The organism is Aggregatibacter sp. oral taxon 513 (genome assembly GCF_018128305.1).
Taxonomy (GTDB): Bacteria; Pseudomonadota; Gammaproteobacteria; order Enterobacterales; family Pasteurellaceae; genus Aggregatibacter; species Aggregatibacter segnis_A.
This window is the reverse complement of record NZ_CP072381.1, coordinates 858,104-871,664: the sequence shown is the minus strand read 5'-3', so window position 1 is coordinate 871,664 and position 13,561 is coordinate 858,104. Positions and strand designations below refer to the sequence as shown.

The window sequence follows — 13,561 nt, the reverse complement described above, 5'->3', positions numbered from 1 at the left end:
GGAGTAATTATGTCTATTCTATTACAACGCATTAATTTTAAAAAAGGATTAATGCCTTTTTTCTTTACGCTGTTATTAGCGGGTTGTACCACCAGTTTTTTCGGTGGTAATACGGCTAACATGCTAAAAGAGGATGCGAATGCCAGTTCAGATTTTTATATGAACAAAATCGAACAAACACAAAAAGTGGAAGAACAACAAACCTATAAATTGTTGGCAGCGCGTGTCTTGATCACCGAAAATAAAATCCCTCAAGCACAAGCCTTATTAAATGAATTAAAAGATCTCAATCCGGATCAACTTGTCGATAAATCCCTTATTGAGGCACATATTGCGGCAGTAAAAAACGATAATACCAGTGCAGCAAACGTATTAAAAAACGTAAATTTAGCGCAATTAAGTCCATCTCAAACCGGTCGCTATTATGCTGTAAAAGCACGTATTGCTGAAAATAAAGCAGACATTATTGAAGCAGTAAAAGCTCGTATTCAAATGGATCAAGTGCTTAGCGATGTACAAAGAAAACAAGAAAATAACGACCGCACTTGGGCGTTATTACGCAGCGCAAATCGAGGTATCATCAATAACACACAAGATGAAGGCAACCTTGCTTTAGCCGGCTGGTTGGCATTAACCCGTGCATATAACGACAATATCAATCAACCGACACAATTAAGCCAAGCACTACAAAATTGGAAAACCTCTTATTCAAACCACTCTGCGGCTTATTTATTCCCGACAGAATTGCAAGGTTTGTTTAACTTCCAACAAACTTCTTTAACCAAAGTGGCCTTACTTTTACCTTTAAGCGGTAATGGTCAAATTCTAGGCAATACGATTAAATCCGGTTTTGATGCAGCAAGAGGCGGCGACACCTCCGTTCAAGTACAATTTTATGACACCGTGGCAACACCGGTGAATGACATTATTGCTCAAGCAAAACAAGCCGGTGCCCGTGCGATTATCGGTCCATTATTGAAACAAAACGTTGATACTCTTCTCAACAATCCATCCGCACTTCAAGATCTAAGCGTATTAACCTTAAATGCAACACAAAATGCCCGTGCAATCGGTCAAGTGTGCTATTACGGTCTATCTCCAGAAGATGAAGCGGAATCAGCAGCCAATAAAATGTGGGCTGACGGTATCCGTGAACCGATGGTTGCCGTGCCACAAAACGATTTTGGGCAACGGACCGCCACCGCGTTTAATGTACGTTGGCAACAATTGGCTGGTACAGATGCAAATATCAAATACTACAATCAATCTGCAGATGTCGGCGTTGCATTACAAGGTCAAAATCTACAAGGATTATATGTTGCAGCAAAAAGCGATGAATTGGCTGATTTAAAAACAGTTATTGATAACAGCGGTAGCAACATCAAATTGTATGCCAGCTCACGTAGCAACTCTTCCAATAATAGCCCTGAATATCGTTTATTGATGAACGGATTACAATTCAGCGATATTCCGTTCTTTAAAGATACGGATTCCGCCCAATATCAAAAAATTGCCAACAATACGAATGGCGATTACTCTCTGATGCGTTTATACGCAATGGGCGCAGATGCTTGGTTGCTTATCAATCATTTCAATGAATTACGCCAAGTACCGGGTTATCAAATTGACGGTTTAACCGGTAAATTAAGCGCAGGTCCGAACTGCAATATCGAACGCGACATGACTTGGTTCCAATACCAAAATGGTGGCATCCAAGTATTAAACTAAGTTGAACGTATGTTCTCTCTAAAACGTCAACAAGGGGCGAGATTTGAACACAAAGCTCGCCTTTTTTTAGAATCTCAAGGCTTAACTTTTCTTGCCGCCAATCAAAATTTCAAATGCGGTGAATTAGATCTCGTCATGCTAGATCAAGATACAATCGTGTTTGTAGAAGTACGTCAACGTAAAAACGATCATTTCGGTTCCGCCGTAGAAAGTGTTGACTGGAAAAAACAGCAACGTTGGATGGATGCGGCAACGCTTTGGTTAGCACAACGAAAGCAAAGCTTAGAAGATACGGATTGTCGTTTCGATTTAGTTGCTTTTGGTCATTCCGAGCATGACATTCAATGGATTCCCAACTTTCTTGATTAATCACTATGTTAAATAAACTCAATGCGTTATATGAAGAAAATATCAAAACGCATATTTACTCAAAAAGCTTACTTAGCCCACAAATCGCTGAGGCCACACAGCTATTAATCAACAGTCTCTTACGCGGTAATAAAGTTATCGCTTGTGGAGAAGGCCGTTCTTACATTAATGCACAATGCTTGGTAGCAAATTTACTCAATCGCTATGAATTAAAACGCCCAAGCTTTCCCTCCGTCCTGTTAAGTTTAGATAGTGCGGTCGGTTCTACTTTCGTTTCTGACAATACCCTAGAAAAGCTTTATCAACACCAATTCAATGCCATTGCACAGCAAGGCGATATTTTGGTGGTCTTTGCGCCATTAGGCAATGAGAGCAATATTCTCAACATTATCACACATGCCGTGAACAAAGAGATCAATGTGATTGTCTTAACGGGAAACAGTAACGATCATATTCAAGGGATTTTAACGGAAAAGGATTTACACATTTCCGTACCAAGTTCAAAAGAAAGTCGAATTTTGGAAAATCATTTATTCATTATTAACAGCATTTGCGAACTGATTGATTTCAAACTGTTCTCACATTCGTAACTTGACAGAAAGTAAGCGTTCAAGTCACACTAACGCCAATAATCAAACATAAAAAGGAGATGACTATGTTACCAAGTTCACTAAAAAAACTGGCATTCATTTTTGCTGGCGCCATGTTATTACAAGGATGTGTTGCCGCAGCTATCGGTGGTGCAGCCGTTGCCGGTGCCACCAAAGTCGCAACAGACCCAAGAACAGTAGGCACCCAAATTGATGATGAAACCTTAGAAGAAAGAGTAAAATCAGCCATCTATAAAGATCAACAAATTAAATCTGAAGCACGCATTAGTATCACCTCCTATAGCGGCCGCATCTTATTAACCGGTCAAGTACCTAACGATAATTTACGAGAAATCGCGACATCATTAGCTAAAGGTGTACAAAATGTAAATGATGTTTATAACGAAGTGCGCATCGGACCAAAAGTGAGCTTTTCTCAAATCAGTAAAGATGCTTGGATTACGAGCCAAATCAAATCCAAAATGCTCGTAGATTCCAAAGTGAAAACCAGTGATGTGAAAGTGATTACCGAAAACAATGAAGTCTTCCTATTGGGTAACGTAACGCATGACCAAGGCAATGCTGCGGCAGAAATTGCTCGTAATGTTTCCGGTGTGACTAAAGTAGTGAAAGTCTTTAATTATTTGAATTAATACCTGAAAAGTGCGGTCAAAAATGACCGCACTTTTCAATTAAACATGACTCAAACTAAAAGGGTTGAACATTTACGTTCAACCCTTTTATATTATTCCGCCTCTCGCTCATGATCTTTTTTCAACATTTCTTCTTCGTTTAATTTCAATAAACGAGCAATCGCATTGCGATAAGAAATTTCGAGAGTTTCACGACTGGTGGCAATTACGCCTTGATCAACCAAGAAACCATCATTCACGTCATAAACCCAACCATGCAGAGATAATTTCTTGCCGTTTTTCCAGGCATTTTTCACAATGGAAGTGCGTCCCAAATTATATACCTGCTCCGCCACATTTAACTTAGTCAACATATCGGCACGTCGTTCCGGTGAAAGATTGCCAAGCAAATGACTATGTTTGAACCAAATATCTCGGATATGCAACAACCAGTTATTAATTAAACCCAAATCTTTATCATTCATTGCAGCATGAATACCGCCACAATTTGTATGGCCACAAATAATGATGTGTTCGATATTCAGCACATCCACGGCATATTGCACCACGGAGAGACAGTTAAAGTCTGTATGAATCACTTGGTTAGCCACGTTACGATGAACAAATAATTCTCCCGGCTCCAAGTTCGTCAACTTCTCTGCCGGTACACGACTATCCGAGCAACCAATCCATAAATAATGCGGCTGTTGATGCTCGGCCAATTCTTGAAAGTAAGTGGAGTTTTCCTCTTTCATTTTCGTTGCCCACGCATAATTGTTGGCAAACAGCGTTTCTATTCTTTTCATCGCTAATCCTCTTTCCTACAAAATCAAAAGGTGCTCAGTATAGCCCAATTATTTTTTCGATAAAATTTCTTTTTATTATCCCCTCTTCTTCTATTCATGATTTAATTGTGCCTAAAATTCATGAAAAATGTGTAAGAAAGCCCTAGCAACTTCGTCTAATAAATACAAAGGAATTGGCATTACACTCTTTTCAAGTTACTAAGGAGACCTTATGAAAAAATCAAAATTAGTCCTGATATTGACCGCACTTTTATCCTGTGCAGCAATCCCGACAAGTGTTATGGCAGAAAATCACATTCAACCAACCATGGAGAAAAGCAATATGTCTGAAGCAACAAAAGATCTTCACGAGATTTATTTAGCCGGTGGCTGTTTCTGGGGCATTGAAGCTTATATGGAACGTATTTATGGCGTGGAAGATGCCGTGTCCGGTTATGCCAATGGCAAAGGTGACAAAACCAGTTATCAAATGATCGGCATTACGGATCACGCAGAAACGGTAAAAGTGACCTATGATCGCAATAAAATTTCGCTAGATAAATTACTGAAATATTATTTTCAAGTCATTGATCCGACCAGTGTCAACAAACAAGGTAATGACCGAGGCAGACAATATCGTACCGGTATTTATTATCAAGACTCAGCGGATAAAGCTGTGATTGAAAAAGAACTTGCCGCACTGCAAGAAAAATACAAAAACAAAATTCAAGTTGAAGTGGAACCGTTACGCAATTACGTGTTGGCGGAAGACTACCATCAGGATTATTTAAAGAAAAACCCAAACGGCTATTGCCACATTGATTTGGAACAAGCCAATAACCTCATTATTGATGAGAAAGATTACCCAAAACCAAGCGATGCGGAGCTCAAAGCAAAATTAACCCCGTTACAATATAGCGTGACACAAAACAAAAATACCGAGCATTCTTTTAGTAATGAATATTGGGATAACTTCAAACCGGGCATCTATGTAGATGTCACCACGGGCGAACCGTTGTTCTCCTCTAAAGATAAATTTGAATCCGGTTGCGGTTGGCCGAGTTTTACCAAACCGATTGCTAAAGAGGTGGTAACTTATCAAGACGATCACAGTTTTAATATGCTCAGAACGGAAGTCATCAGCCGTAGCGGAAAAGCCCATTTAGGTCATGTGTTTGACGATGGTCCGAAAGATAAAGGCGGTTTGCGCTATTGCATTAACAGCGCTTCCATCAAATTTATTCCATTGGAAGACATGGCAAAAGAAAACTATGGCTACCTGATTAATGCGGTGAAGGAGTAAAGAATGTTTGATCAGCAGTTATTAATCGGCACGGTTTTCCTTGCCGGTCTAGCCTCCTTTTTGTCGCCTTGTATCTTCCCCATTATTCCTATTTATTTTGGCATTTTGACGAAAGGCGGCAGAAAGATTCTGAACACCTTTTTGTTCATTGCAGGCTTATCCTTAACCTTTGTGAGCCTTGGATTTAGTTTCGGTTTTCTCGGCAATTTGTTCTTTAACGACACCGTTAGAATCATTGCCGGCATTATCGTCATTATTTTAGGAATTCACCAATTAGGTATTATCAAGTTGAATTTCTTAGAAAGAACGAAAGTGGTGGAAGTGAAAACTGAAGGCAAAAGTGCCTCCTTTGAAGCCTTTTTCCTCGGGCTGACATTTAGTCTTGGTTGGACACCTTGTATCGGCCCGATTTTAGCTTCCGTGTTGGCACTTTCCGGTGACGAAGGATCTGCATTATACGGTGCGGCGATGATGATGGTTTATGTATTTGGCTTGGCGACACCATTCGTGCTGTTCTCCTTGTTTTCCCAAGAACTGCTCAAACGCAGCAAAGCACTGAATAAACACTTAGGTAAATTCAAAATTGTCGGTGGATTATTAATTATCGTCATGGGCGTTTTACTCATCACCAATAACTTACAATAAAAGGAAATATTAACTATGAAAAAAATTATTGCATTATTATTCATGGCATTCAGCGTAAATAGCTTTGCCGAAGGAGAAAACTCATTGAAAGACATTCAATTTAAGGACTTAAATAATAACGTGGTCACACTCGATCAAGTTACCACCAAAAGCAAACCGGTTTACATCAAAATGTGGGCGTCTTGGTGTCCGATTTGTCTTGCCGGTTTAGCAGAAATTAACGAACTCAGTGCCGATCAAAGCAAAAACTTTGACGTTATTACCATCGTTTCTCCGGGCACTAAAGGCGAAAAAGAAACCCAAGATTTTATCGAGTGGTACAAAGGGTTGGATTATAAAAACATCATTGTGTTGCTCGACGAAAGCGGTGAAAGCCTTAAACGCGGAAAAGTACGCGGTTATCCGTCCAGTTTAGTATTGGATGCCAATTTCACCCTTCAAAAAACTTTACCGGGGCATTTAGGCTCGGCGCAAATTAAACAATTAATGGAAAATTAAATTCACTCACCATGAAAAAAGTGCGGTGAAAATCCACCGCACTTTTTTATTCTCTTGTTATCGTAAATTTTATTTAAGCTTGGTTAAACCAGGCTACGTAATCAAATTGATCGTAATATTTTTTGCCGTTCCAACCAGAGAATGCGAATAAATCGCCCACCTGATCATCTTGCTCAAAACCACGAATATAAAACGCCGATTTCAAGTGCGGATAAGGTTTATGGGTAAACACCACTTTATTTTTAAAGGGTAAGCGATCAAAGGCTTCAAGCTCTTCTTCAATCATACCTTGAGGGCTGTCTTTATCTGTCATCATGATAAATAAATTATCCAAATTGACACGTTTTAAACGGTTTTCCCATTTTTCTTGAGCTTCCTGCTCGCTGTGGTAATGCATAAAATGAATGGGAATGTCGTCCAAACAACCGATGGGATAAGGTTTGTCACTTGGCTTAAAAACTAAGGTTTGCTGATGATAATGGGGTATATTTTGCAAGTAACGAATAAAATCCCGCGGTTTAATAAATAAATTCACAAAAGGCGAATTAAACGGCTCATTTAAATCGTGCAAAATAAACGCGCCGACACAATTACTCGACAGCACCGACATTCCGTGATTTTGTAATCGCGCTCTTAATTCACGATTAATGGCTCTTCTGTGATATTTATTGATTGCACTTCTGATTTTTGAAAATAAAAACATAATGAATACTCTGACAACAAAAAAGTGCGGTGAATTTCTACCGCACTTTTAACTTAAACTAATACCCTTTTTGATACACCAATTCCGCCAATTTCACGCCAAGCAACGCAATATCAAAGCGTTGTTCATCGGCAACCGACCAAAATTGCATACCGTTTTCGAGTGCGGTTAAGCCACCAATATGCAATTTAGGCGCTTCACCGGCTTCAGCTTCCCCGTTTGTAACCGGTGTCAATGCAGACGCTTCACGATAATCCACAAGCTCATTGGCTTGCCATGCTTGAAGCTGTGCTTGCGCGTCAGATTCATACTCCGAACGCAACGTCACCATTTGCGCCATGCCATAAAAAACCGGCACGTGCACTTGATGGAAAATCACATTCGATAATTGAGGAAAGATTTTCTCCACTTGCGCCGCAAGACTTGCAGGCGATTTCGGAGACGGGAACACATCAAACGCCAAGCGTTGTTGTTCCTCATCTAGCGGGATACCGTTTAACAACTGCGCCGTTTGCCCAGCCAGTTTATTCACGGTATCGCTATCAATATAAGATGCCGGCAATAAGGAGGTGACTAAAACCTGAGAAAGCGTATTTTCGCGGGCAAATTGTGACACAGAGAAAACAAATTGAGTGACTTGCGGATCTGGTAACGAAACAATGTTACGTTGTAATACAACTAACTGTTCATCATTAATACTTGGCACAATCAACGGCACATCATTTAACGAGGCACACACACCTTTCAAATCAATCACGACACAACCCGCTTGCGCCGCTTTAGCCATATGCGCTGCGTACGCGACATCGCCGGCAAAGAAAACATAATTGAAATCTGACCATTCCGTTTCGTCTAATGGACGTTGTTCGACACTTTTATTATTAAACCGAATTCCTTGTTCTTCACTAAAAGGGAAAAGCTCAACGACGGATAATTTCTCAATTTCTAAACAACTCTGCTCTAATGTCTCCGCCAACTTCTCGCATAAATCAAATTCCGCGACAAGGGCGACATTTAAACTTGTACTCATTTTTTTCTCCGCAGTAAAATAAACGGGCTACATTTTACTGAATTATCATGAGGAAATACAATGACACCGGCGATTGACTTACTGAAAAAACACAAGGTGCCTTTCACGTTACATCACTACGATCACGATCCTGATAATACGCATTTTGGCGACGAGGCCGCTGAAAAATTAGGCATCAATCCCGACCAATCTTTCAAAACCTTATTGGTGGCAGAAAACGGTGATCAGAAAAAGCTCGCCTGTTTCGTCTTACCAACCAGCCATATGTTAAGTTTGAAAAAAGCCGCAAAAGCTCTCGGGGTGAAAAAACTAGAAATGGCAGACAAAGACGCCGCCCAAAAAAGTACAGGCTATCTGGTAGGTGGCATCAGTCCATTAGGTCAAAAGAAACGAGTCACCACCGTCATTGATCATTCCGCCTTAAACTTTGATCAAATTTACGTTTCCGGCGGCAAACGTGGCTTAAGCGTGGAACTCGCACCGCAAGATTTGGCTAAGATCTTAAATGCGCAATTTGTGGACATTGTGGATGAAGGATAAAAGTGCGGTCGATTTTCAGGGCGTTTTTTATTGTCTTCCCTTAATTTATCCTAAAAAACAACCGCACTTTAGATGAAAAAAGCCTGCTACAACGGTAACAGGCGGCTTATGTTTATTTCAACTTTTCCAAGCGTGCTAGCAGCACGTCATCAGGTAATCGCTGAATTTTTCGGAGACGATAAATTAATAAAATCGCGGCTAAGGTTAAACTCACAATAAAGGCAATCCAGAACCCTTTTGCCGCAATACCACCGGTAATAATCAAATCGGTACGTGCCAACGCGTAACCCAGTGGCATACCGACAACCCAATAGCAAAATAACGTGATGTACAAAATGGCTTTGGTGTCTTTATAACCACGCAACACGCCACCGATAATCACTTGTACCGTGTCAGAAAATTGGTATAGCGAGGCAATTAATAATAAGGTACCTGCCATGGCAATCACTTCAACGTCTTTCACAAAAATGGCAGCAATATGCTCACGTAAAATTACCGTTAAAAATGCGGTGATTATCGCAACCGATAATCCGACCGCCAAGGCAGAATACGACACCAGTTTTGCCCCATGTGGCGACTTTTCGCCTAAACGTTGCCCCACTAAAATGGTGGTTGCCATACCAATTGACATGGGCAACATGAAGACAAACGAACTGGTGTTTAAAGCAATTTGGTGGCTCGCCACAACATCAGCACCAAGTGGTGATAGAAATAATGAAGTCAATGCAAATAACGCCACTTCACAACAAAGCGCCATGGCGATAGGAAACCCAAGTTTCAGCAACTTGCTCAATGTACACACATTCGGACGTTCGACAATCTTGTCGAAGACCTTTAAATCACGTTGATTTCTCGCACGCACACAATAGGTCAACATGAGAAGACACATCATCCAGTTCACGATTGCCGTTGCAATACCACAGCCCACCGCCCCAAATGCCGGAATACCGAGTTTGCCGTAAATGAAAATATAGTTAAGGGGAATGTTGAGCATTAAACCGAGGAAAGCAATCACCATGGCAGGCTTGGTTTTGGCAATACCATCATTTAAACAACGAAAATTAATCATTAATAAATAACCCGGCAAGCCCCAAATCATGGCGTGTAAATAGCCGCTTGTGATCTCCGCCAAACGAGGTTCCATATCCATGTTTTGCAACACAACATCGCTGTGATAAATCAACAAGCCGAGCGGAATACAGCTCAACACCACAATCCAAATGCCTTGACGCACCTGATGAGCAATCCGTTTACGCTGACCGGAGCCATTCAAATAGGAAATGGTCGGAGGCAAGGCGAGTAACAACCCGTGTCCGAATAACACCAACGGCAACCAAATGGAGGCACCTACGGAAATGGCTGCCATGTCTGCTGCGCTCACACGCCCTGCCATGATGGTATCCACCATCCCCATGGAATTTTGCGCAATTTGCGCAAGCAAAATCGGAATGGTAATAGCAATTAATTTTTTGGCTTCAATATGATATTCTTTGACGAAGTTTAGATTCATAAATAAATAGATGTCGAGGTCATTATGTTTACAGGCATTGTGCAAGGTACGGCACAAATTAAGGCTATTACAGAAGGGGCTAATTTTAGAACACACGTGGTGGAAATGCCACAAGAAATGCTGAAAGGATTACAAATCGGCGCCTCTGTTGCGCACAATGGCGTGTGTTTAACCGTCACCGAAATCAAAGGCAATTTGGTGAGTTTCGACTTAATGCAAGAAACCTTGAAAATCACTAATTTAGGCGAATTGCAGGTCGGTGATTTCGTGAATATCGAACGCGCCATGCAAATGGGCACAGAAATCGGCGGGCATATTTTATCCGGCCATGTGTATTGCACCGCGAACATCATTGAACGCATTCCTTCCGAAAACAACCTACAGATGTGGTTCCAGCTGCCGAATAAAACCATGATAAAATATGTGTTAACCAAAGGCTTTATTGCCGTGGACGGCATTAGTTTAACTATCGGTGAAGTCCGCAAACAAAGCTTCTGCGTCAACCTGATTCCGGAAACCATTCATCGTACGCTAATTGGCAAGAAAGAGGTGGGCAAAAAAGTCAATATTGAAATCGATCCGCAAACGCAAGCCATTGTGGATACGGTGGAACGTTATTTGACACAGAAAGAAGCCTAAAAGTGCGGTTGTTTTTAGCGGCGTTTTTTCATCAGAATTTATTGGCTAAAACGCCCGTTTTGCTTTAGAATCAGCCATCAATTTTTTCAATGAGATTATTATGTCAATTGCATTATCAACTAAACAAAAACAATATTTAAAAGGCCTCGCCCACCATTTAAGCCCGGTAGTCATGCTCGGTGGCAACGGCTTAACAGAAGGCGTGTTGGCTGAAATTGATTTATCACTCAATCATCACGAATTGATTAAAGTGAAAATCAACGGTTCTGATCGCGAAACCAAACAATTGATTATTGATGCTATCGTGCGTGAAACCGGCGCTGCGGAAGTACAAACTATCGGTCATGTATTAGTGTTGTATCGCCCAAGTGAAGAAAATAAAATTCAACTTCCGCGTAAATAAGACAAAACACAAACATGAAAAAAGGCAGTTATTTAACTGCCTTTTTTGTTATTGATTGCGAAAAAAGTTACACATACTCTACTTCAATAATTTCAAATTCAACCGCGCCGCCCGGCGTAGCAATATTGACGACATCATCCACTTCTTTCCCCACCAAACCACGAGCAATCGGCGAATTCACAGAAATCAACCCGTTTTTAATGTCAGCCTCATCATCGCCCACAATACGATAAGTCACTTCTTCATCCGTATTGGTATTAAATAACACCACCGTTGCACCAAAGATCACTTTGCCGTTATTGGGAATTTTGGTGACATCAATGACTTGGCTGTTACCGAGTTTACCTTCGATTTCCTGAATGCGTCCTTCACAGAAACCTTGTTGTTCGCGTGCTGCATGATATTCCGCATTCTCTTTTAAGTCGCCATGTTCACGTGCTTCTGCAATGGCTTTGATAATTTCCGGGCGACGTTCATTCTTCAAATAATCCAGTTCTTCGCGCAATAATTGCGCGCCACGAACGGTCATTGGAATTTGTTGCATTCTTCTTTTCCCTAAATTTAAACAAAAGAAAAACTGTGGAATCCCAGGGATTCCACAGCATAAATTAATCCGTTATAGAGGGAGAAAAGCATTTACTCCCGCGTATTCGCGTACTATTATTGTTCGCCTGAAAAAAAATAGCAACCTCAAGTCTAAATTATGTGTCAGTTTTACTCATTTCGTATGTTCAAAAAAATCTGTTTTCTCCTTGGCTTAACAGCAACCACTTCGACTTTTGCCTATGTTGATGTAAACAATTACCTCGACAAACTACCTGAGGGTGCAAATTTGGCTTTTATCGCCAAAAACATTAATCAAAATAAGATTGTCGCCGACTATCAAGGGCAAACCTTCATGTTACCCGCCAGTACACAAAAAGTGTTCACCGCGTTGGCGGCAAAATTAGCGCTCGGCGATTCATTTCAATTTCAGACCGCTCTTTTAACCAACGGAAAAGTACAAAATGGTCAACTCGACGGCGACTTAATCGTGCGTTTCACCGGCGACCCGGATCTCACCAGCGGACAATTATTCAACTTATTCGCAGAATTAAAGAAACAAAACATCAATAAAATCACCGGAAATCTGATTTTGGATACTTCTGTGTTTACCGGTCATGATCGCGGTTTAGGTTGGATTTGGAACGACCTGACCATGTGTTTTAATTCTCCACCTGCGGCGGTAAACATTGATAATAACTGCTTTTATGTGGATATTGATGCGAACCTGCCGGAAGGACAACAAGTCAAATTTAACGTGCCGTCACAGTACCCGATTCAAGTGTTCGGACAGGTTTATGTGGCCGGCAAAGAGGAAGCCGGCTATTGTCAATTAGATGCAGTGGTACACGACAATAACCGCTATCAAGTGAAAGGTTGTTTAGCGCGCCAAGCCAAGCCTTTTGGATTGAGTTTTGCTGTACAAGATCCCGATGCTTATGCTGCGGCAATCATTCAACGTCAACTAAAACGCCTGAACATTGAATTTAACGGACAAGTACAACAACCCTATCGCCAGCAACAAGGACAAGTTTTAGCACAACATCTCTCGAAACCCTTGCCAGAACTCATCAAGAAAATGATGAAAAAATCCGATAACCAAATTGCCGATGCCTTGTTCCGTACTATCGCTTATCATAAATACAAGCGCCCCGCCTCCTTCCAACTGGGGACATTAGCGATGAAAAGCGTGTTATCGCAGGTAGGCATTAAATTTGGCAACAGTATTATTGCTGACGGTTCCGGGCTTTCCCGCCATAATTTGGTCGCACCACAAACCATGTTACAGGTGTTAGATTACATTGCTAAAAATGAAGACAAATTACATTTACTGGACTCGTTCCCGATTGCCGGTGTGGATGGCACCTTGAGCGGACGCGGTTCCTTAATCAATCCGCCATTAATAAAAAATGTGATAGCGAAAACCGGGGCATTAAAAGGCGTGTATAACTTGGCAGGCTACCTCACCAACGCGCGTGGAGAAAAAGTGGCATTCGTACAATTCATCAATGGATATTCTACCGGCGATTTAGAAAGCAAAACCAAACGTGCACCGTTAGTGCAATTTGAAAGCGGCGTGTATAACGCGCTCTATCAAGATTAATGTAACCGGCTAAAACTAAACAAGAAGTGCGGTGGATTTT

16 protein-coding genes are annotated in these 13,561 nt (G+C 41.1%); 11 read left to right on the top strand and 5 right to left on the bottom strand.

Annotated features, from left to right (window positions below):
* The first annotated feature begins 9 nt into the window (after positions 1 to 9).
* The 4 genes from J5A60_RS04275 (at position 10) to dolP (ending at position 3,340) form a co-directional block, all read left to right on the top strand.
* On the top strand, positions 10 to 1,728 hold the full coding sequence (locus J5A60_RS04275) for a penicillin-binding protein activator (RefSeq protein ID WP_212510683.1): 1,719 nt from the start codon (positions 10 to 12) through the stop codon (positions 1,726 to 1,728).
* A 9-nt stretch (positions 1,729 to 1,737) separates the two neighbouring features.
* On the top strand, positions 1,738 to 2,097 hold the full coding sequence (locus J5A60_RS04270) for a YraN family protein (protein WP_006717984.1): 360 nt from the start codon (positions 1,738 to 1,740) through the stop codon (positions 2,095 to 2,097).
* Positions 2,098 to 2,102: 5 nt separating this feature from the next.
* Positions 2,103 to 2,687: an SIS domain-containing protein gene (locus J5A60_RS04265; protein ID WP_109432392.1), complete on the top strand. Its 585-nt coding sequence runs from the start codon at positions 2,103 to 2,105 to the stop codon at positions 2,685 to 2,687.
* 65 nt (positions 2,688 to 2,752) lie between these two features.
* Entirely contained in the window at positions 2,753 to 3,340 is a 588-nt protein-coding gene (gene dolP / locus J5A60_RS04260) for a division/outer membrane stress-associated lipid-binding lipoprotein (RefSeq protein WP_212510682.1), read from the top strand.
* A gap of 92 nt (positions 3,341 to 3,432) precedes the next feature.
* Here the strand turns inward: dolP and can are convergent, their stop codons facing one another.
* Entirely contained in the window at positions 3,433 to 4,125 is a 693-nt protein-coding gene (gene can / locus J5A60_RS04255; RefSeq protein ID WP_212510681.1) for a carbonate dehydratase, read from the bottom strand.
* A gap of 211 nt (positions 4,126 to 4,336) precedes the next feature.
* On the opposite strand from can, the gene msrB reads away from it, so the two are divergent.
* From msrB to J5A60_RS04240, 3 genes are read left to right on the top strand one after another with little or no spacing between them, the layout of a single operon-like run.
* Complete coding sequence (gene msrB, locus J5A60_RS04250; protein WP_212510680.1) at positions 4,337 to 5,407, top strand: peptide-methionine (R)-S-oxide reductase MsrB; 1,071 nt, start codon at positions 4,337 to 4,339, stop codon at positions 5,405 to 5,407.
* A gap of 3 nt (positions 5,408 to 5,410) precedes the next feature.
* Entirely contained in the window at positions 5,411 to 6,052 is a 642-nt protein-coding gene (locus J5A60_RS04245; RefSeq protein ID WP_212510679.1) for a cytochrome c biogenesis protein CcdA, read from the top strand.
* A gap of 15 nt (positions 6,053 to 6,067) precedes the next feature.
* On the top strand, positions 6,068 to 6,550 hold the full coding sequence (locus tag J5A60_RS04240) for a redoxin family protein (RefSeq protein WP_212510678.1): 483 nt from the start codon (positions 6,068 to 6,070) through the stop codon (positions 6,548 to 6,550).
* A 73-nt stretch (positions 6,551 to 6,623) separates the two neighbouring features.
* Here the strand turns inward: J5A60_RS04240 and J5A60_RS04235 are convergent, their stop codons facing one another.
* Positions 6,624 to 7,253, bottom strand: coding sequence for a DUF1919 domain-containing protein (locus J5A60_RS04235; protein ID WP_212510677.1), 630 nt, complete (start codon positions 7,251 to 7,253; stop codon positions 6,624 to 6,626).
* A 58-nt stretch (positions 7,254 to 7,311) separates the two neighbouring features.
* Positions 7,312 to 8,283, bottom strand: coding sequence for an oxidoreductase (locus J5A60_RS04230; RefSeq protein WP_212510676.1), 972 nt, complete (start codon positions 8,281 to 8,283; stop codon positions 7,312 to 7,314).
* Between the two features lie 60 nt (positions 8,284 to 8,343).
* Between J5A60_RS04230 and ybaK the strand changes: the two genes are divergently transcribed.
* On the top strand, positions 8,344 to 8,823 hold the full coding sequence (gene ybaK / locus J5A60_RS04225) for a Cys-tRNA(Pro) deacylase (protein ID WP_109103744.1): 480 nt from the start codon (positions 8,344 to 8,346) through the stop codon (positions 8,821 to 8,823).
* 112 nt (positions 8,824 to 8,935) lie between these two features.
* Here ybaK and J5A60_RS04220 read toward each other — a convergent pair whose 3' ends face one another.
* Positions 8,936 to 10,333: an MATE family efflux transporter gene (locus J5A60_RS04220; protein ID WP_212510675.1), complete on the bottom strand. Its 1,398-nt coding sequence runs from the start codon at positions 10,331 to 10,333 to the stop codon at positions 8,936 to 8,938.
* Between the two features lie 24 nt (positions 10,334 to 10,357).
* Here J5A60_RS04220 and J5A60_RS04215 point away from each other — a divergent pair, with 24 nt between their 5' ends.
* Complete coding sequence (locus J5A60_RS04215) at positions 10,358 to 10,972, top strand: riboflavin synthase subunit alpha (RefSeq protein WP_212510674.1); 615 nt, start codon at positions 10,358 to 10,360, stop codon at positions 10,970 to 10,972.
* A 100-nt stretch (positions 10,973 to 11,072) separates the two neighbouring features.
* Entirely contained in the window at positions 11,073 to 11,375 is a 303-nt protein-coding gene (gene yhbY / locus J5A60_RS04210) for a ribosome assembly RNA-binding protein YhbY (RefSeq protein WP_212510673.1), read from the top strand.
* Between the two features lie 67 nt (positions 11,376 to 11,442).
* Here the strand turns inward: yhbY and greA are convergent, their stop codons facing one another.
* On the bottom strand, positions 11,443 to 11,919 hold the full coding sequence (greA, locus tag J5A60_RS04205; protein ID WP_109127911.1) for a transcription elongation factor GreA: 477 nt from the start codon (positions 11,917 to 11,919) through the stop codon (positions 11,443 to 11,445).
* A 183-nt stretch (positions 11,920 to 12,102) separates the two neighbouring features.
* On the opposite strand from greA, the gene dacB reads away from it, so the two are divergent.
* Positions 12,103 to 13,521 (top strand): serine-type D-Ala-D-Ala carboxypeptidase, encoded by a 1,419-nt coding sequence (gene dacB / locus J5A60_RS04200; RefSeq protein ID WP_249113894.1) that lies wholly within the window; start codon positions 12,103 to 12,105, stop codon positions 13,519 to 13,521.
* Positions 13,522 to 13,561 lie beyond the last annotated feature (40 nt).